Annotated in this window: 24 protein-coding genes and 1 pseudogene; 11 read left to right on the top strand and 14 right to left on the bottom strand. The window is 31.6% G+C overall.

The features are described 5' to 3' along the window. Positions 1-58: 58 nt before the first annotated feature. Together AC0L4B_RS16000 and AC0L4B_RS15995 are read right to left on the bottom strand one after the other, a co-directional pair. Positions 59-778 carry a Dph6-related ATP pyrophosphatase gene (locus tag AC0L4B_RS16000; protein WP_473437786.1) on the bottom strand — a complete coding sequence of 240 codons (720 nt, stop codon included), beginning with the start codon at positions 776-778 and terminating at the stop codon, positions 59-61. 9 nt (positions 779-787) lie between these two features. After that, the gene (locus tag AC0L4B_RS15995) at positions 788-2,230 is read right to left on the bottom strand and encodes a S41 family peptidase (protein ID WP_473437785.1); all 1,443 of its coding nucleotides are present in this window, start codon (positions 2,228-2,230) and stop codon (positions 788-790) included. A gap of 110 nt (positions 2,231-2,340) precedes the next feature. Between AC0L4B_RS15995 and AC0L4B_RS15990 the strand changes: the two genes are divergently transcribed. The 4 genes from AC0L4B_RS15990 to AC0L4B_RS15975 are packed head-to-tail and all read left to right on the top strand — an operon-like array spanning position 2,341 to position 4,456. After that, positions 2,341-2,850, top strand: coding sequence for an RNA polymerase sigma factor (locus AC0L4B_RS15990; protein ID WP_028291228.1), 510 nt, complete (start codon positions 2,341-2,343; stop codon positions 2,848-2,850). Continuing rightward, on the top strand, positions 2,837-3,319 hold the full coding sequence (locus AC0L4B_RS15985; protein WP_473437784.1) for a hypothetical protein: 483 nt from the start codon (positions 2,837-2,839) through the stop codon (positions 3,317-3,319). The genes AC0L4B_RS15990 and AC0L4B_RS15985 overlap by 14 nt, the downstream gene beginning before the upstream one ends. 23 nt (positions 3,320-3,342) lie before the next feature. Continuing rightward, positions 3,343-3,909, top strand: a complete 567-nt coding sequence (locus AC0L4B_RS15980; RefSeq protein ID WP_473437783.1) for a DUF4252 domain-containing protein — start codon at positions 3,343-3,345, stop codon at positions 3,907-3,909. Between the two features lie 4 nt (positions 3,910-3,913). Next, on the top strand, positions 3,914-4,456 hold the full coding sequence (locus AC0L4B_RS15975) for a DUF4252 domain-containing protein (RefSeq protein WP_473437782.1): 543 nt from the start codon (positions 3,914-3,916) through the stop codon (positions 4,454-4,456). A gap of 52 nt (positions 4,457-4,508) precedes the next feature. Here the strand turns inward: AC0L4B_RS15975 and AC0L4B_RS15970 are convergent, their stop codons facing one another. The 3 genes from AC0L4B_RS15970 to AC0L4B_RS15960 all read right to left on the bottom strand — a co-directional run bounded on the left by AC0L4B_RS15970 (position 4,509) and on the right by AC0L4B_RS15960 (position 6,714). Continuing rightward, complete coding sequence (locus AC0L4B_RS15970) at positions 4,509-4,712, bottom strand: hypothetical protein (RefSeq protein ID WP_473437781.1); 204 nt, start codon at positions 4,710-4,712, stop codon at positions 4,509-4,511. A 2-nt stretch (positions 4,713-4,714) separates the two neighbouring features. After that, positions 4,715-6,058, bottom strand: coding sequence for an adenylosuccinate lyase (purB, locus tag AC0L4B_RS15965; RefSeq protein ID WP_473437780.1), 1,344 nt, complete (start codon positions 6,056-6,058; stop codon positions 4,715-4,717). Between the two features lie 92 nt (positions 6,059-6,150). Then, on the bottom strand, positions 6,151-6,714 hold the full coding sequence (locus tag AC0L4B_RS15960) for an adenylosuccinate lyase (RefSeq protein ID WP_473437779.1): 564 nt from the start codon (positions 6,712-6,714) through the stop codon (positions 6,151-6,153). 36 nt (positions 6,715-6,750) lie between these two features. Here AC0L4B_RS15960 and AC0L4B_RS15955 point away from each other — a divergent pair, with 36 nt between their 5' ends. From AC0L4B_RS15955 to AC0L4B_RS15945, 3 genes are all read left to right on the top strand, one after another. Beyond that, complete coding sequence (locus AC0L4B_RS15955; protein ID WP_116823124.1) at positions 6,751-7,224, top strand: heme-binding domain-containing protein; 474 nt, start codon at positions 6,751-6,753, stop codon at positions 7,222-7,224. Between the two features lie 31 nt (positions 7,225-7,255). Then, a complete protein-coding gene (locus tag AC0L4B_RS15950) occupies positions 7,256-7,801 on the top strand; it encodes a hypothetical protein (RefSeq protein WP_473437778.1) in 546 nt (181 codons plus the stop codon). Positions 7,802-7,897: 96 nt separating this feature from the next. After that, on the top strand, positions 7,898-8,503 hold the full coding sequence (locus tag AC0L4B_RS15945; RefSeq protein ID WP_473437777.1) for a glycosyltransferase family 4 protein: 606 nt from the start codon (positions 7,898-7,900) through the stop codon (positions 8,501-8,503). 118 nt (positions 8,504-8,621) lie between these two features. On the opposite strand, the gene AC0L4B_RS15940 is transcribed toward AC0L4B_RS15945, so the two are convergent. Continuing rightward, positions 8,622-9,068, bottom strand: a complete 447-nt coding sequence (locus AC0L4B_RS15940) for a KTSC domain-containing protein (RefSeq protein ID WP_028291219.1) — start codon at positions 9,066-9,068, stop codon at positions 8,622-8,624. 316 nt (positions 9,069-9,384) lie between these two features. Here AC0L4B_RS15940 and AC0L4B_RS15935 point away from each other — a divergent pair, with 316 nt between their 5' ends. After that, a complete protein-coding gene (locus AC0L4B_RS15935) occupies positions 9,385-10,851 on the top strand; it encodes an alkaline phosphatase PhoX (protein ID WP_473437776.1) in 1,467 nt (488 codons plus the stop codon). Between the two features lie 3 nt (positions 10,852-10,854). Then, positions 10,855-12,636 carry a cytochrome-c peroxidase gene (locus tag AC0L4B_RS15930; RefSeq protein WP_473437775.1) on the top strand — a complete coding sequence of 594 codons (1,782 nt, stop codon included), beginning with the start codon at positions 10,855-10,857 and terminating at the stop codon, positions 12,634-12,636. Positions 12,637-12,718: 82 nt separating this feature from the next. On the opposite strand, the gene AC0L4B_RS15925 is transcribed toward AC0L4B_RS15930, so the two are convergent. From AC0L4B_RS15925 to AC0L4B_RS15890, 8 genes and pseudogenes are all read right to left on the bottom strand, one after another. Beyond that, positions 12,719-14,419: a sodium:solute symporter family protein gene (locus AC0L4B_RS15925; RefSeq protein ID WP_054851425.1), complete on the bottom strand. Its 1,701-nt coding sequence runs from the start codon at positions 14,417-14,419 to the stop codon at positions 12,719-12,721. Positions 14,420-14,533: 114 nt separating this feature from the next. Further along, positions 14,534-17,065 (bottom strand): PIG-L family deacetylase, encoded by a 2,532-nt coding sequence (locus tag AC0L4B_RS15920; protein WP_473437774.1) that lies wholly within the window; start codon positions 17,063-17,065, stop codon positions 14,534-14,536. 176 nt (positions 17,066-17,241) lie between these two features. Further along, on the bottom strand, positions 17,242-18,273 hold the full coding sequence (gene corA, locus AC0L4B_RS15915; RefSeq protein ID WP_473437773.1) for a magnesium/cobalt transporter CorA: 1,032 nt from the start codon (positions 18,271-18,273) through the stop codon (positions 17,242-17,244). A 374-nt stretch (positions 18,274-18,647) separates the two neighbouring features. Beyond that, positions 18,648-19,568: a septum formation inhibitor Maf gene (locus AC0L4B_RS15910; RefSeq protein WP_473437772.1), complete on the bottom strand. Its 921-nt coding sequence runs from the start codon at positions 19,566-19,568 to the stop codon at positions 18,648-18,650. 27 nt (positions 19,569-19,595) lie between these two features. Further along, a complete protein-coding gene (locus tag AC0L4B_RS15905; protein ID WP_473437771.1) occupies positions 19,596-20,189 on the bottom strand; it encodes a Maf family nucleotide pyrophosphatase in 594 nt (197 codons plus the stop codon). 2 nt (positions 20,190-20,191) lie between these two features. After that, on the bottom strand, positions 20,192-21,127 hold the full coding sequence (locus AC0L4B_RS15900; RefSeq protein ID WP_473437770.1) for a geranylgeranylglycerol-phosphate geranylgeranyltransferase: 936 nt from the start codon (positions 21,125-21,127) through the stop codon (positions 20,192-20,194). Between the two features lie 20 nt (positions 21,128-21,147). After that, positions 21,148-21,678 (bottom strand): KdsC family phosphatase, encoded by a 531-nt coding sequence (locus AC0L4B_RS15895; protein ID WP_473439459.1) that lies wholly within the window; start codon positions 21,676-21,678, stop codon positions 21,148-21,150. Positions 21,679-21,699: 21 nt separating this feature from the next. Next, positions 21,700-22,425: pseudogene (locus tag AC0L4B_RS15890) on the bottom strand (Rossmann-like and DUF2520 domain-containing protein); the annotation flags it as partial. 58 nt (positions 22,426-22,483) lie between these two features. Between AC0L4B_RS15890 and AC0L4B_RS15885 the strand changes: the two are divergent. Together AC0L4B_RS15885 and AC0L4B_RS15880 are read left to right on the top strand one after the other, a co-directional pair. Continuing rightward, positions 22,484-22,888: a group III truncated hemoglobin gene (locus AC0L4B_RS15885; RefSeq protein WP_473437769.1), complete on the top strand. Its 405-nt coding sequence runs from the start codon at positions 22,484-22,486 to the stop codon at positions 22,886-22,888. A 91-nt stretch (positions 22,889-22,979) separates the two neighbouring features. Then, positions 22,980-26,201, top strand: a complete 3,222-nt coding sequence (locus AC0L4B_RS15880) for a cytochrome c biogenesis protein (protein WP_473437768.1) — start codon at positions 22,980-22,982, stop codon at positions 26,199-26,201. Positions 26,202-26,371 lie beyond the last annotated feature (170 nt).

Here is a 26,371-nt window from a genome sequence, read left to right as displayed (position 1 = left end):
AATAAAAAGCCTCTAAATTATTTAGAGGCTTTTTTATGCGTTATAATTTAGATAATTGTTATGGTATTAAATCACAATACCACACACCATAAGTTTCGGCATCACTTTTACAGATATCATTATCATCGGTTTTAGGTGCTTTATATTCGCGATATACTTTTTCTCCGATAGTAAACGGTATTGGATTATTAAAGATTGGACCATCAAAACAAAACGTGTGGAATTCTCCATTTTCGCCACAAGGATCTACACCTTCAGGAAGGTTGTCTATAAAATTTTCGTCTATAATAGTACCAACAAAATCTTGGTCAAAATATTTAGAATTTGCACAAACTACAATAGTTTTAAAACCCAATTTTAAAAATTGAGTCAATAGTTTTTTGGTGTCTTTTTTCCATAATGGAAAAACAGCTTCAATATCTAAAGTCGCTAATTGGTTTGTACGATAGGCTTTTAAATCTTCAAGAAAAATATCACCAAATGCACTATGCGTAAATCCTTGATTTTTTAAACTAATCACACTGTCTTGCATGATTTGATTATAGACTTCCATGGATGGTTGTTCTGGTAATTGTATAAAACTAGCTTTAATATTTAATGCTTGGGTTTGTGATACTAGTAACTCTTGTCTTAAACCATGCATTGTGACACGATTGTAATGCGAGTTTATGGTAGTCACTAATTGGTTGACGCTATAATTGTTGTCGTTTAGTAAATAATATAATGCTAAAGCAGAATCTTTTCCTGTACTCCAGTTAAAATAGGTGTTATGTTTCAATAGGATTGGTTATTTAAAAATGTTAGGCATATCATTAGTATCGATATACATATTATCTTTAAGTATTGTTTTAGAATTAGAACTTTCAATTATTTTAAATTTAGTGTCATTTTGCGTGTTACTAAATCTTCCATTGCCCGTTAAATGCTGAATAGCTCTAGCTAAAAGGGGTTCGTCTTGTTGTCCTAAAACTCCATAATTAGAAATGGTTTCTTCTAATTCAATAGTTGGTGTTAGCCCAGCTTCATATTCATAAAAGCCATTAGCATTTTCATTTTTACCAACTAAAGGTTGCATAGCCCAAGTATGATTAGGATTTATATTTGATGTGCAAGAGTAAGCGCAATCTGGACTATCATATAATGTTATTGAAAATTCGTTTTTACCACGAGTTGTGTCTCCAATATGTACAACATTAATATATGGGTTTAAACCGTTAATTACTAATTCGCTAGCCGAAGCACTACTGCCTTGAGCTAAAATGTAAACCTTATCAAGATTAAGCGTATTAATAGCTGTTCCGTCAGATAATTGGTTAACAAAGTTTCTAGTTACATCATCTTCACTTAATGCAGCTTGTATTTTATCATTCCAGCGTTGTTTTAAAAATAAATCCGAGGTGTCTTGACCAGCTATCATACTTGATAAGTTAATCGCAGAAGCAACACTTCCTCCAGGATTGTAACGTAAATCTAGAACTAATTCTTGTACACCTTCGGCTACGAATTGTCCGAAAATAGTATTAAGTTGTTGGTCAAAATTACTTGTAAAACGATTGTACATTAAATAACCAACTTTAATACCATCTACAGTAAAGGTGTTACTAATTAATATTGGGTTTTCTTCATAGACTTGTTTGTTCAGTGTAATTGTTTCGCCTGTTAAAACAAAGTTGTCATTAGCATCTATTTCGGCAAGACCAATTGTATAGGTGTCGTTGTCAGAAAATAATAAGCTACCAAAGTTGTTTTCGGTTAATTGTACACCATTAACAGTTAAAAATATATTACCACGTTGTACACCATTAGAAGTAGCGCTTGTGTTTGGTAATACATAATTAACAACTCCAAAAATATCAGTCTCAGAAGCGTCAACAAAACCTAAACTAAATTCCATTCCATTGCTTTTTGATACACCATTTAAAGCATCATTTAGTTCAAAATAGTTGTCAACAATCCAGCTAAAACGGTCTTCATTGGATAAAAGGTTATAAAACAAATCATCAGGAGCATCAAAGCTATTTAAATAAGCAGTGTAATCTTCAGAGTTAGAAAATCTATTATCAGCTAAATCTGTAACCTGATCTTGCCAAAAATACCAAAGGTTTAATCCTTTCCATACAAAATCTTTAATATCTACATCAGCAATAGTATTATCATCCTGATCTTCAAAACACGCTGTAAAACTAAGTGATAATAGCAATAGCATGGCATAAACCCAAGTCTTTTTCATAGTCATAATTTTAAGTTTTTCTTTATAAATGTACTTACTTTATTTTATTTTGGAAATAAATTGTAACAAATTTAATAATGGCTCGTCATAATAGAAACCAACCAACCAAAATGACACAAACCGAGTTTTTAAATATTGTGATGCCTTTTAAGGACAAGGTCTTTAGATTAGCCAAACGATTACTTGTGTCTCGAGAAGAAGCAGAAGATGCGACACAAGAAGTTATTTTAAAATTATGGAATAACAAAGCTAAAATGGAACAGTATAAAAACGTTGAAGCGTTTTCCATGACCATGACCAAAAACTTTTGTTTAGATAAGTTAAAATCTAAACAAGCACAAAATTTAAAAATTGTGCATAGTAATTATCAAGACCACAATGTTGCTTTACAAAAGCAAATTGAAGTTAATGATAGTTTAAAATGGGTCGCAAAAATTATAGAAGATCTGCCAGAGCAACAAAAAATGGTAGTGCAATTAAGAGATATAGAACAATATGATAACGACGAAATAGCAAAAATGCTAGACATGAATCCCACAGCTGTTAGAGTCGCATTATCAAGAGCAAGAAAAGCAATAAGAGAAAAATTAACAAGTACACATAATTATGGTGTTAAATAATATAGAAAAATTACTAGAAAAATACGAAGATGGCCTGACTACTTTAAAAGAAGAAGCACAGTTAAAAGACTATTTTAAACAAGAGACTGTTGCACCTCATTTAGAGCATTACAAAGCTATTTTTGGTTACTATATAGCAAATCAACAAGAAACTTTTACTAAAAACGTACCACTAAACACTAAAAATAATTATAAAATTAAGTGGTTAAGCGTTGCAGCAGTAGCAGTATTAATGGTTGGTATATATTTTAATAGACCTAAGGAAGACACAATAACAGAGGCAGATAGGTTAGCTTACAATCAAGCTAAATCGTATTTAGAGTTGGTGTCCAGAACCTTTAATAAAGGTACAGCACAAGTCCATTATTTAGGTGCTATTAACAAAGCAGGCACACAAGTTGACTATTTAAAAGAAATGGAAAACCCAGTAGGTCGCATTTTAAATAATAACAAACCCCAAAAACAATAAAATAATTTTAAAAACCAAATACAATGAAAAAATATATAACAATAACAGTATTAGCAATATTATTGATGCCTTTAACAGGAATGGCTCAAGACATTTTTGAAAAATATAGCGATGAGGACAAAGTAAGTTACGTGTCAATTAAGCCTAAAATGTTTCAGATGTTGGCTAAAATAGATATTAATACAGATGATGCCGAAGCTAAAGCTTACATGGATATGGTAAACAGTATTACTAGCTTTAAAACAATGGCTACAGGAGATAAAACTATAGCAAAAGACATTACCAAATGGGTAAATACACGTAGTGGTGCTTTAGAAGAACTAATGGAAGTTAAAGACAATGGTGTGATCATGAAGTTTTACGTTAAAGAAGGTAAAGACAGTGATCATGTAAGTGAGTTATTAATGTTTATTAATGGTCTAGAGGCTGTAATGAAAGACTCTGAGGTTGAAATTAATGGAGAAAAACGTAGTATTGAAACTGTTGTAATATCATTAACAGGAGATATTGATTTAAACCAGATCTCAAAATTAACTCAAAAAATGAATCTTCCAGGAGGAGAGGAATTAGAAAAGAAAACAAAAAACTAAAACCATGAAAACAACCATCCAATCCATAATAACATTCCTTGCTTTAAGTCTTGTTTTAGTAAGTTGTAAAGACCAGAATTCAATACAAACCTATTTTGTAGATCATCAAGAGTTACCAGCGTTTATGTCATATGATGTTGCTGCAGATGTCGTAGATTTTTCTAAAGCTAACCTAAGTCCAGATGAGCAAAAAGCATATCAATCTGTAGATAAATTGGACATTTTAGCTTACCGAATTAAAGATAATAACCTAGAAAGCTATAAAACAGAGTTACAAAAAGCTAAAAAAGTCTTTAATAACGAAAAGTATGAAGAGTTAATGGAGTTTAAAGACAAAGGTGTTAAAGTAAAAGTGAGCACTTTAGGTGACGAAGATGCAATTGACGAGTTTTTAGTACTTGCAAGCTCCAATGAATTTGGATTTACAATTGTTAGAATTTTAGGAGATAACATGAAACCAGAAGAGTTAATTAAATTAACAGATAAGTTACAAAATGCAGACATAGATCAGGCACAACTTAAAAGCTTAACTAACTTTTTTAAATAATCCTTAATAGAGTTTAAAAAAAAGGCTTATCCATTGGATAAGCCTTTTTTTATTATGCATTATTTTCTTTCTCAAAAAAATTATCATCGTAATCTTCAGGTTTTTTAACCATAAAAACGTTAATAATTACTATTAAATAAACAAAAACAGTTATACCAATATAAACAGGATGGCTTAACCAACCTGTAGCTGCACCAACTATAAATAATATAGCTGTCATAGTGCAAAGCATTAAAGAGGTTTTGTCGTTAAACATAATTAGATACCTGTGTAATTACTTGGAGAGATCGCTTTTAATTCGGTTTTAATAGCATCACTTACCTCTAACGTATCAATAAAATTTGAAATAGAGTTTTTATTAATAGCTTCGTTAGTTCTTGTTAGACCTTTTAAAGCTTCATATGGATTAGGATAAGCTTCACGTCTCAATATAGTTTGTATTGCCTCAGCAACGACAGCCCAATTATTTTCAAGATCAGCTTCAAATTTAGCTTGGTTTAATAACAGTTTACCTAAACCTTTAAGTGTCGATCCAAAACCTATTAAGGTATGTCCAAAAGGGACACCAACGTTACGTAAAACAGTACTGTCTGTAAGATCACGTTGTAATCTTGAAATTGGTAATTTAGCAGATAAGTGTGTAAAAATAGCATTAGCAATACCTAAATTACCTTCACTATTTTCAAAATCAATTGGGTTTACTTTGTGTGGCATTGCACTACTACCAACTTCACCTTTATTAATTTTTTGCTTAAAGTAATCCATAGATACATAGGTCCAGATGTCTCTATCTAAATCTATAATAATAGTATTTATGCGCTTTAAACAATCAAATAAGGCAGCCATATGGTCATAATGCTCTATTTGTGTTGTTGGAAACGAGTGTTGTAACCCTAGTTTTTCTTGTACAAAAGTACTTCCAAATGCTTTCCAGTCAATATTTGGATAAGCCACTTTATGAGCATTAAAATTACCAGTTGCACCACCAAATTTAGCAGCACTTGGTATATCATTTAGTAAATTAAATTGTTCTTCAAGACGTACAACAAAGACTTCAATTTCTTTACCTAAACGTGTTGGGCTAGCAGGTTGACCATGTGTTCTGGCTAACATTGGTATGTCTTTCCATTCTTCAGCTAGACGTTTTAATTCTTTTACAACAGTTAAGTATTCTGGTACATAGGCATCATTCATAGCCTCCTTAATGCTTAAAGGTATGGCAGTATTGTTAATATCCTGAGAGGTTAACCCAAAGTGTATAAATTCTTTATATTCACTTAATCCTAAAGCATCAAATTGCTCTTTAATAAAATACTCAACCGCTTTAACATCATGGTTGGTTACTTTTTCAATATCTTTAATAGCCTGAGCATTTTCAGTACTAAAAGAGTTGTAAATGTCACGTAAAGCTTCAAATTTACTACTATCAACAGATTCTAGTTGAGGTAATGGTACTTCACATAAAGCAATAAAGTATTCAATTTCGACTAAAACGCGATATTTTATTAAGGCTTCTTCAGAGAAAAAATCCTGTAATTTTTCAATTTTATTACGGTAACGACCATCAATTGGAGAGATGGCATTAAGTTGATTTAAAGACATAAAAATAGTTGTTTTTTAACAAGCTATAAATATAGTTTTTTTAACTAGAAGACTAAAGGATTACACTTTAAGAATTTAATAAATATTAACAGCTATACATTCAGTTTTTTAAAGATATGTTTGGCTCTTGCCTTAAAAGCAGCACTTTGGCTAGTAAAATCGCGTTGTAAAATCTGTACTAATTCAGGGTGTATCCAGTCGTAATCTTGCCCAAATAAATATAAAGTGCTCATACTATAAGCTTTTGGAGCCACTTTACAATCATTAATTAACCAATCAAAACAAGCTTCAATAATTTTTTCTCGATGTATCGGAAGTAAGGCCTTCTTTAATTTAGAAGGTGCTTTACCATAGTAGGCTTTAGCAATATATTCACAGATTTTTGCGACAGGTCTTTCTGCCGAATCTAAATGCACTAAACCCATTTGATCCGTAAACTTATCTAAGTATGGGATTATGGCTTCAAGGTTTTCGCCACACATAAACTCTAAAATCCAAGCAGCTCTTGCAGATATTTTATCATCTACTCTAAATAGAACATCTAGGGTTTTAGGTATTAGCGTACTGTCGTTTAATAGCATTTTTGCATAATACAAGCGTTTTTCTCTTGAGTGGTTTACATAATTTAATTCTTGATAAAAAGCGTCAGTAGTCAAAGATTTACTATTTTTAAGACCTAAAAATAGCTAAAAATGAAAATACTTAAAAAGTTAGGACTTCTTATTTTAATACTTTTTGTAATTGCACAGTTTTTTTCGCCTGAAAAAAACGAAGGAAACACAGAAGACCTAACCGCTTTTTTAAACGAAACAAAGCCAAGTCCTGAGGTTCAAAAAATATTAGAAACCACATGTTTTGACTGCCACAGTAGTCATACTAACTATCCATGGTATGATAAAATCACACCTGTTAATTATTGGTTAGCAGAACATGTAGAAGATGGTCGTAAGCATTTAGATTTTTCTAAATGGTCTGATTATTCAGTAAAACGAAAAGACCATAAATTTGAAGAAATCGCGGAAGAAGTTGAAGAACACAAAATGCCTTTACCAAGTTACACGTGGACGCATTCAGAAGCTAATTTAACGCAAGATCAAATTAAGGCTATAGTGGATTGGGTTAACCAAGTCAGAGTAGGCTATGCATTAGCGCCAAAAGCACAATAGTACCAAGTAATAATCCGTAAAAACCCCTCATTTGAACCAAAAATTATTAATCATAGGATTTGTATGGCCAGAACCCAAAAGTTCGGCAGCAGGAAGCAGGATGATGCAACTTATTAATGTATTTAAGTCTGCAAACTATGATATAACCTTTGCATCTGCCTGTACAAAAACAGACAATGCTTTTGACTTAACAACTCTTGATGTTGTTACTAAAACTATTGTTTTAAACGATAGTAGCTTTGATACATATATAAAAGATCTAAATCCTTCTATGGTGTTATTTGATCGTTTTATGGTTGAAGAGCAATTTGGTTGGCGTGTAGCAGAACAATGTCCTGATGCACTCAGAGTTTTAGATACAGAAGACTTACATTGCTTACGTAAAGGTCGTGAACAAGCTTTAAAAGATCAAGCTATATTTGATACAAACTATTTGCAAAACGATACAGCAAAACGCGAAATTGCAAGTATATTACGTTGTGATTTATCGTTTATAATCAGTCAGGTTGAAATAGAAATTTTAGTAAATCAATTTAATATAAACGAGTACCTTTTATATTACTTGCCTTTTTATTAGATCCAATTCCTCCGGAAACACAAAAAATAAGTCCAAAATTTAAAGATCGAAATCATTTTATTACCATTGGTAATTTTATGCATCCACCAAATTTTGATGCAGTACTTTTTAAAAACCGATATTTGGCCTCTTATAAGAAAAGAATTACCAAAAGTAGAAATGCATGTTTATGGAGCCTATGAGTCTCAAAAAGTAAAGCAATTACACAATCCTAAAGACGGATTTTTAATAAAAGGTTTTACAGAGGATGCTAATAAAGTAATGCAAGAGGCTAAGGTTTGCTTAGCGCCTTTAAGATTTGGAGCTGGTTTAAAAGGAAAACTTATTGATGCCATGATAAATGGTACACCTTGTGTAACTACAACTATTGGCGCAGAAGGTATGTACGGAACATTAAGAGATACCAATGCGTTTATTGAAGACGATGCTATTGCATTTGCCAAACAAGCAGCAGAATTGTACACCAATCGTATTTACTGGAATGGTAAACAAAAAACTGGTTTTATGATTATTAATACCTTATATGATAAAGCAATCTATACTAAAGATGTTTTACATAGACTTGAACAACTTCAAGCAGGATTACAAAGTCATAGACAAAAACATTTTATTGGCCAAGTATTAATGCATCATACAGTGCAAAGTACTAAGTTTATGAGTCGTTGGATTGAAGAAAAAAATAAAATTCAAAAAACAACCTAATATTCTTATTTTAATTAATGTTATGTACATTAAAAGAGGCAATAAAAAAAGAGCTTCGGTTTTAAACTGAAGCTCTTTTTTTATTACTCTATATCTTATATAATATAGCGTTACTTTATTAAGCAGTAACTTCACTTTTTTTGATTTTTCTGTAAGGAAAAGAATTAAAAATACTGCGTTTTGCAAAACGTGTTTGTTTATCACTCTGAGAAAATTTAATGTACAATCCTTTATTTACACCAAAATACTCATAAGTATCACCATTTAAAAACGTCACTTCTAATAAAAGACCTTTGTGTTGCCAGTCCATAATAGGTGTTGTAATGGTTGTCATATATTCTTCCTTATTTGCTTCAATAGTTTCAGGAGCCATACTTACTAAAAAGTGGTAACCATCAATAATTTTTCGGCTCATTGCTTCAGCTTCAATAGCTTTTTCATCTCCAGCTTGGAATTTGTCAGGATGCCATTCTTTTACCAAATTACGGTAAGATTTTTTTAAAGTTTTTAAAGATAAATCTTGATCAACGTTAAATAGCTTTTTGTACTCGTTAATACGTTTCATAACAGGTGTTTTTTTTAATAAGGCGCGAAAGTACTCTTTTGTTTTGAATTGACTATTAGAAAGTTGCAAAATTATTTGATTATAATTTCAAAATAGCATTCGAGGTGTTCATTTGCTTGTTTTTAAGTCGTTAACAAAAAGCTTAACCTATAAAAATAATGTATTTATTTATTAAATAAATTTAGTGATGTAGGTATAACCTAAATTTAATGTAGCTTACAATTTGGTTATACTTTGGTAATTTTTAGTTAAAAAACCTCTTCGATACTTATTGTTTTTTTGTGAAAAAATATTTATCCTAAAAACACAATTTAAAATGAAAACATTTAACTACTATGCATTAGCATTTGTAACATTATTTACAATCACTTCTTGTAACGATGATGACGATTCTGGAGCAGATGAGATGGAAGTAAATCCAGTGACGCTTATGTCACACTCACAAACGCCAAATTTTTTACAAAAAACTAGCGATTTTAACAATATCAATATATACAACTTAATATCATCCGAGGATCAGTTAGAAAATACTCCTGATTTTGTTTACGGATCTATGGCAGATGGAGCAGGATTGATGAAAAATGATGATGGGACTTTTACTTTAATCAATAATATTGAAGCAGATTACTCTATTGCAAGAATAACTTTAGACAAGACTTTTAAGCCAGTAGGTGGAGAGTATATTTTAAATGCTGCAGCAACAGCATCTACAGCACAATGTTCTGGAACGTTAATTACTCCAGAAGAGCATGGTTTTGGACCATTATATTTATCAGGAGGAGAATGGGGTGGAGCCTCTAAAGGTGTTTTTATTACAGATCCATTTAAAAGTGCTGGTAATGCATCAACAGCTACATTATTAGATGCCATGGGACAATGGTCGACAGAAAATGCTGTGGCTATTGGTAAAAATGCTTATTCTGATAAAACAGTTGTTTTTATTGGAGATGATCATTCTGATAACTCTGTGCCTTCAGGTCATTTAGGGATGTATGTTGGTGATGCTGGAGATTTATATGGTGGTCAATTATATGGGTTAAAAGTAACTGCAGAAGGTGTAGACTTTGAAGTGGATATGGAAGAAGGAGAATCTTATACTGCAGAATTTGTACAGTTAGATGAAACACAAATAGACCTTTTGGATGCTGAAGCTAAAAATAAAGGTGTTATGGGATTTTCTAGATTAGAAGATATAGACTGGAGAAGAGGTAGCGCTGCTAATAATAGAGAAATTTATTTTTGCGTTACAGGAAGACATAAACCAGATTTAATAGGAAAAGGATCTTTATATGGAAGAATCTATAAAGTTACTTTAAATGAAAACGATCCAACTGGACCAGCAACTATTACTTGTGTATTGGATGGAGATAAATTAGATGGTGTCGCAAAAGCATTTCATAGTCCAGATAATATCTTAGTGACTGAAAATTATGCTTACATTCAAGAAGATCCAAACGGATATTTTGATACAGATGATAAAACACACTATGCTAGATTATACCAATATAATTTAAATACAGGTGAATTTAAAACAGTTTTAGAATGTGACCAAATATCTGCTGCAGCTCAAGGTTATGGATCTGAAACTAGTGTTTGGGAACTTACAGGTATGATTGATATTTCTGAAACAGTTGGAAAAGAAGATACATTTATATTAATTACTCAAAATCATGGTTGGGAACCAGCAGATGGTTCTTCTTTTACAGATCCAAATGCAAATCCAGATCTAGAAAACCGTAAAGAAGGTAGTATGCTTTTTGTAGTTGAAGGTTTAGAACGTTAATACATGAAAGTATATTTTTATAAAAATATAAAGACACACCAACTGTTGGTGTGTCTTTTTTTAATGGTTTTATGTGGTTGTAAAAAGAATGATACAACTACTAATATTAGTCCTGTTAAGCAATATCAAAAAACTTATTTAAAACATTTAAACGCTAGCGTAAATTATCTAGACTCATTGTTATCTAGTACTTCTAAAAACAAATTTCAAGACCACTATTTAAAAGCTAGACAACATTTTAAACAGATTGAAGCAGTATTTGCTTTTGTAGATAAAGAAAATTACAAAACTATAAATGCTCCAAATATTTTAAAAATTGAAGAAGAGGATGCAACAGATATTAAAATAAATAATCCGTTTGGTTTTCAGGTTATTGAAGAGACTGTTTATGAAGACACAATAGACACAGTTGAGCTTAAAAAGATAGTTTTAAAAACAAAAAATAGATTACAATTAATAGCTAATAACACCAATCTAAAATTAAAAGACTACCATGTTTTATGGATTATTCGTAATCAAATTGCTAGAATAGCACTGACAAGTATTTCTGGTTTTGATTCACCTGTATTACAGTCCCTAAAAGAATCTGCAATTGCTTATCAAGGTGTTTTAGATGTATTAGAAGTATTTAAGAATAATTTTAAGTCTAAAACAGTATATCAAGATTTTAAATCTGAGATTGAAACTTCGCAAAACTTATTAAATTCAAGTGATTTTGAAACTTTTGATCGTTATAGTTTTATTAAAAACCATGCGCATAAACAGTTAGAGTTATTACAAACTATTAAAAAGGATTGGTCAGTAGACTTTCCTTTGGAGTTGGCTTTTAATAACGACATGACGTCTTTGTTTTCTAACACGACTTTTAATCTTGATTTTTTTGCAGATTTACCTCATGCAGATACATTGCAATTACAAAAGCAACAATTAGGGAAAGTATTATTTAATGATACTAGATTGTCTAAAGATAATAGTATGAGTTGCGCTAGTTGCCACCATAAAGACAAAGCCTTTACAGATGGACTTAAGGTGTTTCCTAATCAAAAACGAAACTCGCCAACATTACTTTATGCAGCTTATCAGCAAAGCTTTTTTTATGATGGTCGTACTGGTAATTTAGAAGGTCAAATTGTAGATGTGGTAAATAATAAAGCCGAATTCCATTCGGATTTAGACAATTTAACAAAGGTTGTTAAAACGGATTCTATTTACGTTAATACTTTTAACACCTTGTTTAAGGATGGTGTTAATCAGCAAAACATTAGAAACTCAATTGCTGCTTATGTTAGAAGTTTGGGAGATTTTAATTCTAAATTTGATTTAAATATTAACGGAAAAGAAAACACTTTAACCACTCAAGAAATAAATGGGTTTAATTTATTTATGGGAAAAGCAAAGTGTGCAACTTGTCATTTTCCACCAGTTTTTAACGGAACAGTACCACCTGTTTTTACTGAAACAGAGTTTGAATTGTTAGGCGTACCAAAAGACACGATTACTAATGTGGTTGATACAGATTTAGGACGATATAATGTGTTTAATACACCACAACGACAGCACTTTTTTAAGACACCAACAATAAGGAATATTTCTAAAACAGGACCTTATATGCACAACGGAGTGTATACCACTTTAGAGCAAGTCATGACATTTTATAACAATGGAGGAGGAGCAGGACTTAAAATGGATTTAGAATACCAAACATTACCTTCGGATTCATTACAGTTATCCAATAAAGAAATTAAAGCTGTGATTAGTTTTATGAAAACATTGGATGATCTATAATCTATTATTCATTTAAAAGAACAAAAAAACAACCATTATTAATGGTTGTTTTTTTTGTTTTCAACTTTAGTATAAAGTTTTTTTAAAATTCTAAATCTGTATTTTTAAATAATGCTTGAAAGGCAAAAGCAATAAGCATAACGATGACACAACCGACAAAGTTTAGCCATAAAAAAGGAAGGTTTATAACCTCAAATTCATCTAAAAAGAATAATCCAATGACTAATACTTGCGTAATTAAAGCAGCTACAAAAACAGCATTAGCTTTGATATGTTTAAAGAAAAAGGCTAATAAGAAAATACCAAGTACGTTACCATAAAATATAGATCCAATAATATTTACTAACTGAATTAAGTTTTCGGCTAGATTTGCAACACAAGCCACACCAATAGCCAAAATACCCCAAAGTAATGTAAATCCTCTAGAGGCTTTCACCATTTCTTCGTCTGTTTTAGATCCTACTCTGTTTTTGTATAAATCAATAGTTGTAGTACTAGCTAGTGCATTAAGCTCTGAAGCTGTACTTGACATAGCTGCACTTAAAATAACAGCCAATAACAATCCAATTAATCCTTTTGGTAAATTATTAAGTATAAAATGAATAAAAACATAATCCTTATCGTTGCTTTCTACTTTTAAACCTTTTGCTTCACCAGCTTTTTCAATTAACGCTTTAGCTTCGTTACGGATATCATCGTTAGCTTCATTTGCAATAGAAATATATTTTGCAGCATTAGGAGTTTCGTTGTTTGTAAACGCACTGATAATGGTTTGTTTATCCTTGAAAATTTTACTTTGTTCAGCTTCCAAACTTTTATAATCCTCAGCATATTTACTATTTAATACTAAATCTGTAGCAGTTGGATTAAAATTTAAAGGGGCTTCATTAAATTGATAAAACACAAAAACCATGACACCAACTAGAAGAATAAAAAACTGCATTGGGACTTTAAGTAATCCGTTAAAAATTAATCCTAAGCGCATTTCTTTTACAGATTTACCAGATAAATAACGTTGGACCTGACTTTGATCTGTACCAAAATAAGATAGCATTAAAAACGTCCCTCCAATTAAACCACTCCAAACTGTGTATCTATTATTTAAATCGAAAGAAAAATCAAGGACTTCCATCTTACCACTAGCTCCAGCAATGTCTAAGGCTTTTCTAAAAGTAATGTCGTCAGGTAATTGATTTAAAATTAAAATGAAAGCAATGACCATTCCTGTAAAAATGACCACCATTTGATGCTTCTGTGTCACATTAACAGCTTTAGTACCACCAGAAACCGTATAAATAATGACCAAAACACCAATAATTACGTTTAATAACAAAAGGTTCCAGCCAAGTACAGCAGATAATATTATAGCAGGCGCAAAAATGGTGATTCCTGCAGCAAGTCCACGCTGAATTAAAAATAAAACAGCGGTTAGGGTACGTGTTTTACGGTCAAATCTGTTTTCTAAAAACTCGTAAGCAGTGTACACTTTTAGTCTATGATACAATGGTATAAAAACCATACAAATTACAATCATAGCAATTGGTAGTCCAAAATAGAATTGTACAAATCCCATTCCGGAATGAAATGCTTGACCTGGTGTACTTAAAAAGGTGATAGCACTGGCTTGGGTAGCCATTACAGATAGACCAATAGTCCACCATTTGCTATTGCTTCCGCCTTTTAAATAATCTTGTACATTTTTACTTCCTCTGGTTTGATACGTACCATATATAACAATGGTTAATAATGTCCCGATTAAGACAATCCAATCTAGTGTTTGCATAATTTAGAACAGTTTTGTGATAAAGTAAAAAGCGATAACATACGCAAGGTTAGCGACTAACAGTAAGGTGTATAATGGTTTCCATTGGTATTTTGGTTGGTCTTTTTGCATGGTTTAGTGTTTTAATCCATTATCATTATTAATATTGTCTTTACCTATACTTAGCATATTTGCAAATAACCTATATGCACCAGAAACTCCTGCAGGAAACTCTCTAAAAAAGCTTAAGCCTGTATAGATATAATGTCCTTTTCCATGTTTTGCTACAAGTAAACTTCCTGTTTTTGCAGTTTCGTTTTTATCATGCATAGATAGTATTGGCGTAAACTGTGGAGCCCATTGATTTGGAAAATACAAACCACGCTCTTGTGTCCAGCCTTCAAAATCTTTAGTGGTAATAGTATTTGGAAAGTTTAATATCTCATGTTTTGGAGCTAATAAGGTAACCTCTGCGTTTTCATCAGTGACACGATCTCTAGATAATTTTAAGTCGTAAGGTGCAATTTGGTCTGTTTTTAAACGACGATTTGTATTGTATTGCACAATCATGTTTCCTCCATTTTCAACAAAATCAAATAGCAGGTCTTGTTTAAATTTTAAAGCTTCAACAATATTATAAGCTCTAATACCAACGACTACAGCATCAAAAGCACTAAGTCTTTCTGCTGTAATGTCTTCAGGTTTTAAAACCATAACATTATAACCAATTTGCTTTAAACTTTCAGGAACCACATCTCCAGCACCTTCAATGTAAGCGATGTTATTTCCTCTTTTTTGAATGTCTAAACGTACAATTTTACTTTCGCTTGGTAGTAATACCGTTTGAAACGGAATGTGCTCATAGTCAATTTCTACTAGCTCTCTAGTATAATTTTTATCACCTATAGTGACAATAGGGCTTAATAAGCCTTCATTTTGATTTTTAGGAGGAATAACAGTAAAAACTAAGGTTTGCTCTTGACCTTTATTAGCAATTAATATTTTTTGTTTTTCAGGATATACAGTCCAGCCATTTGGGTAAGCAAGTGTTGCAAAACCTTCTAAATTATTTTTACCAGCTTTAACTGTAACTGACACCTCTTTTTGTTTGTCATTTTCAAAAATGATGACTTTTTGATCAATTTTAGCAGATGCTTCAGGAATGATTTCAAATGGTCTGTATAATTCACCTTTATCCGGTTTTGAATAACGATAAATCAGGTCTTTTGTAATAGTTAAAGGAAAACCATTAATATTTAAATTGAAATCAACCGTTATAGCACGAGGTGTTTCAGGTTTACCAATTAAATTTTCATCTTCAACAGTATACATTCCTAAACTTCCTTTTTTGTTTAACCAATAAGGTGCGGTTGTTTCTAGTTTTGATGAAATAGTAATAGGTTGCTTTATTTGTTGTCTATTATTGTAACTTAAAGGTTTGCCATAACTTGTCGTGTTTTTTTCGTGATTTAATATAGAATAACTATCCAAAATAACGGTAGCGTTACTTCGGTTTAAAGCTTCGATATTTATATCAATACTTTGTCCTGTTGAAGCATTTGGTGTGTTAGCAGATGCTTCTAGATATAAACCAGCGCAAGCTTCAATAATTCTATCAATTTCTTTAATTTTTTGAGTTTTCCATTGTGGACTATCTATGTTAGCTATTAATTGTCTAGCTTCTAAAAGCTGACTTAGATGTGCTGAAGGATTCTCAAAATTAAAATTGTTTTCAATGGTTTTTAAAATAGCTTCAATTTTTTCACCACCTTTAACTCTTGTCCAAGTGGTGTTTATGCCATCAAAAAGATTGTTTTTATCTTTTGGTAAATCACCTTTAATTAACTCGATATACTCAGTTTGACTTCCTCTTTGAGATAAACGACCAAAACCTTGGCATAAATGTTGGCTACTAGCCAGTGCTGCTATTTCGTTGTTTGAAAGGCCTAAAGCAGGATAATAAACACCAATGTCAAAGCTTAAAAGATTAGTTTTATCTGCTTGGTCAAATTTTTCTTGGCTACCATAAAACCACCATGAGGTATTAAAAAACTCGCGTTGAGGTTGCCAAGTTCCGTATTGTTTAACTTGTTCTGGATAGGCATTTTTATCGTTAGCCAGATCAAAAGCTTCTACACTTAACATAGCCGAACTTGTGTGATGACCATGTGTCGTACCTGGACTTCTGTGGTCAAAACGATTGATAATTATATCTGGTTTAAATTGTCTAATAGCTAAAACTACATCACTTAAAACTTCGTCTTTATTCCAGATCTCTAAGGTTTCATCAGGATGTTTAGAGTATCCAAAGTCATTGGCTCTTGTAAAGCGTTGTTCTCCACCATCTGTGCGTCTTGCAGCTAATAGTTCTTGTGTTCGTATTACACCTAATAATTCTCTAATTTCTGGACCTATAAGGTTTTGTCCACCATCACCACGTGTTAATGATAAGTAGGCAGTACGTGCTTTGACATGGTTTGCCATGTAAGAAATTAATCTTGTGTTTTCGTCATCAGGATGTGCTGCTAAATATAAAACAGAACCCAAAAAGTTTAGTTTTTTAACAGATTGATGTATCTCTGAAGCGTTAAGTTTTTCGGGTTGTTGTGCTTGTGTAGTAAGCGAAAAACATAGTAGTAGTAAGACCGAAGCCAATAATTTTTGCATGGTTTATTTTTCAAATTTGAAACTATTTCAAATATAAACAAGTCATGTAGTGATTATTGGTTTTTTAGTTTTCTTTAACTATAATTAACACAAAGTGAAAAGTGAAAAGTGAAAAGTGAAAAGTGAGAATGTTTATAAGTTTAGTAATGAAATTAATTTAAATTATGTTTGTTAACTCACAGCCACTTTTTACGTTTAAAATAAACAACCATACTAATAAAAATAGCAATCATGACAATCCAAACAATGTAATAACCGTTAGGGTTTTCTAATTCAGGTATGTTTTTAAAATTCATACCATACACACCAGCAATAAAGGTTAATGGTATGAAGATAGTAGCCATGATGGTTAGTACTTTCATGACTTCGTTCATTTTATTACTTATGGACGTCATGTACATGTCCATTAAACTCCAAATCATTTCTCGGTAAATGTCAATGTTTTCTGTAACCTGAATAATATGGTCGTAAACATCTCTAAAATAGTGCGTAGTTTTTTCTTCTATTAACGTTCCTTCGCTTTTTTCTAGCCTATTTATTATTTCGCGAAGCGGAAAAATTGCACGTCTAATTTTTAAAATTTCTCGTTTTAAGTTTTGTATTTGCTGAGAGATTTCTTCTTGTGTTAAACCTGTAAATAAATCGTCTTCAAGATCTTCGATTTTGTTACCCATGGTTTCGATAATTGCATAGTAATGGTCAACAATAGCATCAATTAATGCATATAATAAATAGTCGGATCCTTCATCACGAATACGACCTTTTTTGTGTCTTATACGTTCTCTTAAACCGTTAAAGACATCTCCTTCCGCTTCTTGAAAAGTCAATACGTAATTTTTACCCATGACCATGCTAACTTGTTCTGAGACTATTTTTTCAGATTCGTCATAATACATCATTTTTAAAACTATAAAAAAGTAGTCTTTATACTCGTCTATTTTTGGTCGTTGTGATGTATTTACGATATCCTCTAATATTAAAGGATGAAGATTGTAATGTTGTCCAATTTTTTCGATTTGATTTATAAAGTTTAAACCGTTTAGATTAAACCAAGTTACGGTTTCAGAATCTTTAAATCTAAATGCTTCTTCAACAGAAGATAAATCGGCTTCTTTATAATCATGCTCATTATAATCAAAAGCATGAAGTTGTAATTGCTTATTGTCTTTGGCACCTGTATAGACTAATGCGCCTGGAACTTGTCCCAAGTGTTTTTTATAATTTTGAGTACGCTTTTTTTGTTTTTTTAGCCATAATATTTACCTAGTGCATGTCGCCAAAATGTTCAATAGCATCTTTTTTCACTAAAGTTACAGCTTTTTGCAGAATTAGATTGTTTGGATAGGTTACTAAGTCTCCATCATCAAGTCTTAGTAATAATTGAAAGGCTCTAATGTCCTCTATAATAGCTTAGATTAGAGCGTCTTTATCTTGTGTTTTTATAGCCTCCTTGTTTTTATTGAAATTTTTAATAGCATACGAGTAACTATAAAAATTAATAACAATATAGTTGAAGCTAAAATCTCGGATTCTAAATTTTTAAAAAACATATAGCGCTTTAATAAGAAGGCTAATATGGTTTTTATTCTAATTTAAGTGTTTGTCTTAATTCTAAATCTGCATTGCTTTTTTTGTTCCAATAGGCCGATTTTATGGTTTTTAATTTTGTTGCTTTTGTAGTTAAACCGTTGATGGTTTCCTGCCAAGATTCGATAGTAAACGGAAATTTAGGACTGAAGTTGATGACTAGCTTTTTGTCTAAATCTGCTATAGTTAGCGTGTACTGTCCTGACTTTATTTCCGCGAAAGCGTTATAAGATTTTAAGGGTTTATGGGTTAGTCTAGTAAACTCTAAACTTGGTATGATTTTAAAGTTACCTACTGGTAAACTTTTAGGGTCGATACGTAATTGTGTCCACAGTTGATTTTCTAAAATGGCTTTGTCTAAGTTGAAATTTTGGTCTGCTTCACCTTGAAAGTAGGAGTGAGAGCTAATTTGAAATTGCTCGCGATTATTTAGTTGCGTGTACACATGTCCACACCATTCTTGCATTGATGCGCTGACTTTTATAGCGTGTTGGTTATTGGCTATTGGGTAAAATGTGCTTTGCATGATGCTGTAAGGATAAATACCTGTGTTGAATTTTTTTGTGGCATTTAGTTTTAAAACATTGATGTTTTTTGAAGTGTTTTGGTCTGCTTTGACTTGTTGATCTTCTAGAAATGGTTCGGTAACAAATACCAAAACTGCTTTTCCGTCACGTATTTCGCCATAACGAGCTTGGTCTAATTGGTACGAGGTGATTTCGGCTTGACCTTGGTACCAATAATCATTAAATTGTTTATTAGGTTTAAAAGCAGGTGTTTTTATGGATTTAGTATCCGTTTTCTCCACTTTTGCTGTTGTTTTAGTTGTATCTTTTATTGTGCTTTTAGGCTGATTATTACAGCTTAAAAACATGAAAGCTATTATCGTTACTGTAGCGTATTTTAGGATTTTCATAATGTATTTTATTATAAAAATACAATTCTAAAATTGGTCAGCAATGGTATTTAACGTTTCATAAACAAGGTGTGTTGGCATACCAACAACATTAAAAAAGGATCCTTCTATACTAATAACTCCAATTTGACCAATCCATTCTTGGATACCATACGATCCAGCTTTATCCAAAGGTGCATAGGTATTTACGTAGTGCCAGATTTCGTCATCAGTAAATTCTTTAAATGTGACTTTAGTGACTGCATTTACGGTTTTTTGAAAGTTTTTAGTGTGTATGCTTACTGAGGTAATGACCTCGTGAGTATCATTACTTAATGAGGCTAGCATTGCGTAGGCTTCATCGTTGTTTTGTGGTTTGCCTAAAGCTTTACTTTTGTGCCAAACAATGGTGTCACTGGTAACTAATATTTCATGAGGTTTAAGTTGATCCATAAACGGAACAGCTTTAAGCTCGGCTATATAATCACTAATTTGGTAGTGTAATAAATGCTTAGGATAATCTTCTTTAGTGTCTTTTAAACGGACTTCAAAATCTAAGCCTAAATCTCTAAAAAACTGTTGTCGTCTTGGAGATCCTGAGGCTAATATTATATGTCTGTCTTTTAGTTTTTGGTTTAGCATAATTACTTGTTTAAAAGATGAATGACCATTGATAGTATACCTAATAACATGATTACTTTAAGCCATTTGCTTATATTTTTAAACTCTGTTTTTTTCTCGGCAGTAAACAGTTTGATTGCAACGTAAACTAAAGGAGCTATGACGGTTATTAAAAAATAGACAACTACTATTTCTTGCATGTATAAAAAAGCAGCTAAATAGTAAATTAAAATACCTATAGCTATTATTGTTATTACAAATGCGATTTTTGAAGCTCTGTTAATACCTAATACTATTGGTAAGGTTTTTAGTTGGGCTTTATAATCGCCATCAACGTCTTGTATGTCCTTAACAATTTCTCTGATTAATGTCATAATAAAAGCAAAAACAGAATAGTCAAAAAGAACCTCAAACATTGAGGATTGTAGGTATTGGTTTTGAGGTGTTACTGCAGGCAGTAAGTCAAAAACACCAACTATAATTAGGCTTAAACCAACCATTAAACCAATAACAATATTACCAACAAGTAGTATTTGCTGTAAAAAAGTAGCATAAATGTAAAGTAAGGCTGCTATGATAACAAATATTGCGAAAAAGCTACTTTGACCCACAGCATGAGATAAATAAAACCCTAAAACGACACCAATGACCGTAAATATCATATAATAATTGTAGGCTTTGTTTACTGAAATGTGTTTGCCGATAACAAGTTGGTCTGGTTTATTTATGGAGTCTGCATTAACATCAAGAATATCATTAATAATATAACCACCTGATGCAATACAAAGTGTTGAAATTACTAAAAGTATAAACTGAAAAGTGTCTAGAGTAGTGGATACAAAAACCGAAGTTCCGTCAATAAACATGCTTAGCGATGGGAATAAGGCATACTTAATCAAGATTTGTACTAATGCTATTAGTAACAAATTTTTAAACCTAATAAGTTGTAGTAGTTTCAAGTTGAAAATTATATTAATTATTAAAACGTTTGTGCGTCAAAATCGCTATCCCATTTACCTTGTACTTTTAGTACTTGTTCTATGACATCACGTACACAGCCTTCTCCTCCTAATTTATGAGATATGTATTTTGAAACACGTTTAACCTCTGGTACTGCATCTTGTGGACAACTAGATAAACCAACTTGCTTTAATACAGGTAGATCAGGTATGTCATCTCCCATGTACAATACATTTTCGGCTTTAATTTGGTTGTTGTTTAAATACTCATCAAATTGTACTACTTTTTGGTGTGCACCTAAATACACGTCTTTTATACCTAAGTGGTTTAATCTAGTACGTACACCTTCGTTTGTACCACCAGATATAATACAAACATTAAAACCATGGTTTAATGCTTGTTTCATAGCATAACCATCCTTAACATTCATATGTCTTATCATTTCACCAGTGGAAGTAATTGTGATCATTCCGTTAGTTAATACACCATCAACATCAAAAATGAAGGTTGTAATTTGGTGTAAATATTCTTTGTAGCTTTTAGTGTCCATGGGTTTTTTTATAGATTCAGTCATTAGTTTGTAAATCACTTCATGTTCTGGATTATCTAATAACTTTAAATGTCTTTTAATGGTTTTTTTATCGTTTCGTTTTGCTGGTCCTGTTTGTGCCATGTAAGGTGATACTTCTTGGACTTTTCTTGCAGTTTCGGTAATTAAGGGTTTTAAAATGTCAAATTCTGCACCTTGTTTTTCTGTTATTTCATGCGCTATTCTGTAAATTTGATTTGTAAAATTATTAACAAAAACAGCAGCAAGATGTAAAGCAGGTCTTTGTTTTGGATTTACTTTATAGGTGACGCAACCCAAGCTTTGTCCTAGAGTTTCCAGTAATTTAAAATCTTTTTTTCTAAGGGTTTCTATACAAATTGGTACGGTTGTAAAATCTAAATCTACAGCTTTACTAAAGGTTTGTAATGGGTAAAAAACGCCTCTATAAAGTTTTTGGTCAATATCATACAATCTTGCGCTACCAGAGGTATGTACAACCAGTCGGTTTTCAAAGGGTAGTGCGCTACTTAATTCTGGTATAGCATCATCATTTACAGCAATAATATATACGTCAGCTTCAATTAAGTTGTTTACGTTGTCTGTAATTTCAACCTCATTTTTATAAGTTTCAATACTTTTTAAGTTTCGGTTATACCATTGCACAACGTTGACATCATTAGCCTTTTTAAAGCCTTTATATAAGTGTGTGGCAACATTTCCTGCGCCAAGCAAAACTATTTTAATCATACCGCTAAAATACTAAGAAAATAGAAATTTAGAAGTGCAAAACTTTATCTTTGTTATTATGAATAGGAAAACTATATCAAACCGTCAAGATGTTAGGCTTTTAGTAAATCAGTTTTATTTAAAAGTAAGAGCAGATAATGTATTGGGTCCTATTTTTAATGAAGTTATTACAGATTGGGACAATCATTTGGACCATTTAACTACCTTTTGGGAATCTAGTTTATTTATTGGTAAAAAATTAGCACATAAATATATTGGTAATCCTTTGGAAGCTCATGAAAAAGTTGACGCTAAGATGAAGCACACTATTACCGAAATGCATTTTGGTATTTGGTTAAATTTATGGTGCGAAACTATTGACCAATATTTTGAAGGTGAAATTGCTGATAATGCCAAGCGTCGCTCAAGAAAAATGGGAACCTTTATGTACTTAAAGATTTTTGAAGCTAGGCAAAAGACTTAACCGTAATTTTAACACAAGATTTGGAAGTTTTTGAGGAATTAAAACCAACAAAAACAATTATCTTTGCACGAGCTAAAAAAGGCCTATTATTATGCAAAATAGAATTGCCAAAATCTTGTTTTCTACTAGATTGACATCTGTCTTATTTATTGTTTTTGCTGTTGCTATGGCAGCTGGAACGCTTTTAGACAGAAACATGGATACCTCTCCAACACCTTATACCAGAAACTTAATTTATAATGCTTGGTGGTTTGAAGCCATTATGGTATTGTTTATGGTTAATTTTATTGGTAATATTTTTAGATTTAGATTATTACGAAAAGAAAAATGGGCTACATTATTGCTGCATTTGGCTTTTATATTTATCATTTTAGGTGCTGGAATTACACGTTATTTTGGTTTTGAAGGGATGATAGCTATCAGAGAAGGTGAAACTGAAAGTGGCTTTTTGTCTCAAAAAACATATATCACAGCTTACATTGATGGAGATTATAAAATTGATGGTGTACCACAGCGTTTACCTGTAGAAGAAGAAGTAGATTTTTCTGGACGTATGACTAATAGTTTTGATTATACCGCGTCTTACAATGGAACTCCAGTAAATTTTGAATTAACAGATTTTTTTCTTGGAGCAGAGGAAGATGTTGTTCCGGATGACGCTGGTGAAAATTATTTAAAAATAGTTGAAGCTAGAGGTAATGGACCACATAATCACTTCTTAAAACAAGGTAGTGTAGAAAATATACATAACCTTTTAATTGCTTTAGATAAACCAACTCAAGGTGCAGTAAATATTACATCCACAGAAAATGGGTTGATGGTTGAGTCTCCTTTTGAAGGTGAATATCTTCAAATGGCAACCATGAATACAGGTTTATTAATTAAAGATAGTATTCAGCCTTTAATGTTACGTTCTAGATATGTAATTGGTGACATGCAATTGGTGTTTCCAAAACCTGTAGTTAAAGGTAAGTTTGATGTTGTTAAAAAAGCAAGTTTCCTTAAACAAGATGATAATGCAGTGGTATTAAATGTCTCTGCTAATGGCGAAACTAAAGAGATTAAATTATTAGGTAGTCAATGGTCTAACAACCGTTTTAAGCAAGTTAAAGTAGGTGGTTTAGATATAGCTTTAAAATATGGGTCTAAAGTTTTAGAATTACCTTTTGAAGTTAAGTTAAATGATTTTATAGCCGAAAAGTTTCCTGGTACAGAGAATAATTATTCTTCTTACGAGAGTAAAGTAACTGTATTGGATAAAGAACAAGGTGATTTTGATTTTCATATTTATATGAATAATATATTAGATCATAGAGGTTATCGTTTTTTTCAAGCCGATTTTGATAAAGATTTAAAAGGAACCATTCTGTCTGTAAATCATGATTATTGGGGAACTTGGGTGACCTATTTAGGTTACTTTTTATTATATATTGGTATGATGGCAATTTTATTTGCTAACCATACAAGATTTAGAGATTTACAAAACGGTTTAGAGAAAATTAAAAACAAAAAAGCAAAAGCAGCAACATTACTTTTATTGTGTTTTAGTTTAAGTGGTTTTGCGCAACACGAGCAACATACCGAAGATGATGGTCATAATCATGAGACAGTTGCTGTTACACCAAACAGTAGGCCAACAAAAGCTCAAATAGATTCTATTTTAAAGGCTAATGTGGCTCCTATTAAACATGCCGAAAAGTTTGGATGTTTAGTAATACAGGATTTAGATGGTCGTATGATGCCAATTGATACGTATGCATCAGAATTAGTTAGAAAACTTACTAAGCACGAAGGTTATGAGGGTTTAACTTCTAATCAAGTATTTTTAAGCATTCTAGAAAGTCCAATGCTTTGGTATAACGTGCCAATAATTTATTTAGCACCAAAAAAAGCAGATTCTATTAGAGGTATTATTGGATTGGATAAAAGTCAGAAATACGCAACAATGTTAGACTTTTTTGATGACAATTTTCAGTATAAATTAGATTCGTATTTAGAAGAAGCTTCTGCAGTAAAAGCACAAACAGGAATACAAAAAGAGTTTATAGAGGCTAACCAACGTATTAACCTTTTAAGTAATGCTATTGAAGGTCGATCGTTAAAGATTTTTCCTGTTCCTGATGATGAAAACAATAAATGGATTTCTCCTTTTGAATATAAAAACGAAGGATTTAACCAAAAAATACAAGATACTACTTATGGTAGTTTTATAGGTTCTGGTTTTGATTGGTATTTATTAACTTTAAATGAAGCCAAAAAAACAGGTGATTTTACTAAAGCTGAAAAGTTGTTAGATGCTTTTAAAGTTTCGCAGAAAAAAGTTGGAGCTAACGTCATGCTTAGCGACGATAAGATTGATACTGAAATCTTATACAACAAGTACGATGTGTTTAAAAAGCTATTTAGTTGGTATATGTATGCAGGAACGTTATTGTTTGTATTGTTATTATGGCAAATCTTTAAATCTAACAATAAGTGGTTAAACAAAAGTGTAGTTGTTTTCAAGTTTATTATTTTAGGGTTGTTTGTAGTACATACTTTAGGATTGATTGCACGTTGGTACATTTCTGGTCATGCACCTTGGAGTGATGCTTATGAGTCTATGATTTATGTGGCTTGGGCTACAATGTTTTTTGGTTTAGCTTTTGGACGCAAAAGTGACTTAACTTTAGCCTCTACAGCATTTGTGACAGCTATGATTTTAATGATAGCGCACTGGAATTGGATGGATCCAGCAATTGCAAATCTTCAACCGGTTTTAAATAGTTATTGGTTAATGATACATGTAGCTGTAATTGTAGCAAGTTATGGTCCATTTACTTTAGGAATGATATTAGGAATAGTATCCTTGGTTTTAATTTTGTTGACCAACAAAAACAATAAAGCTAAAATGGATTTAAATATAAAAGAATTAACTATAATCAATGAGATGGCTTTAACCGTAGGTTTGGTCATGTTAACAATAGGAAACTTCCTTGGTGGTCAATGGGCTAATGAAAGTTGGGGAAGATATTGGGGTTGGGATCCAAAAGAAACTTGGGCTTTAATCAGTATTATGTTATATGCATTTGTTATTCACATGCGATTAGTGCCAGGTTTACGTGGACGTTGGTTCTTTAATTTAATGTCAGTAATAACTTTTGGAAGTATATTAATGACTTATTTTGGAGTAAATTTTTACTTGTCAGGATTGCATAGTTATGCAAGTGGAGATCAAATTGTAAGCTTTAAATTTATAGGAATTGCATTAGTAATTATTGCAATATTAGCTGTGTTTTCATACAGAAAGTACGCTAAGTTTTATAAGAAATAAAAAGGATTAACTTTATAGTAGAAAAAAACTCACTAAGATTAGTGAGTTTTTTTGCTTTAATAAGTAGCTTGTTAATAGTAATACTTATTATGATGAATCTGATACTTAACAGTAAGTCTATTACGTGTATTCAATATGGAGCTATAAGCAGTTATTTTTTGCTAAGATAT

This window comes from Olleya sp. NP1-10, from assembly GCF_055804415.1.
This window is presented reverse-complemented; position numbering and strand designations above follow the sequence as displayed.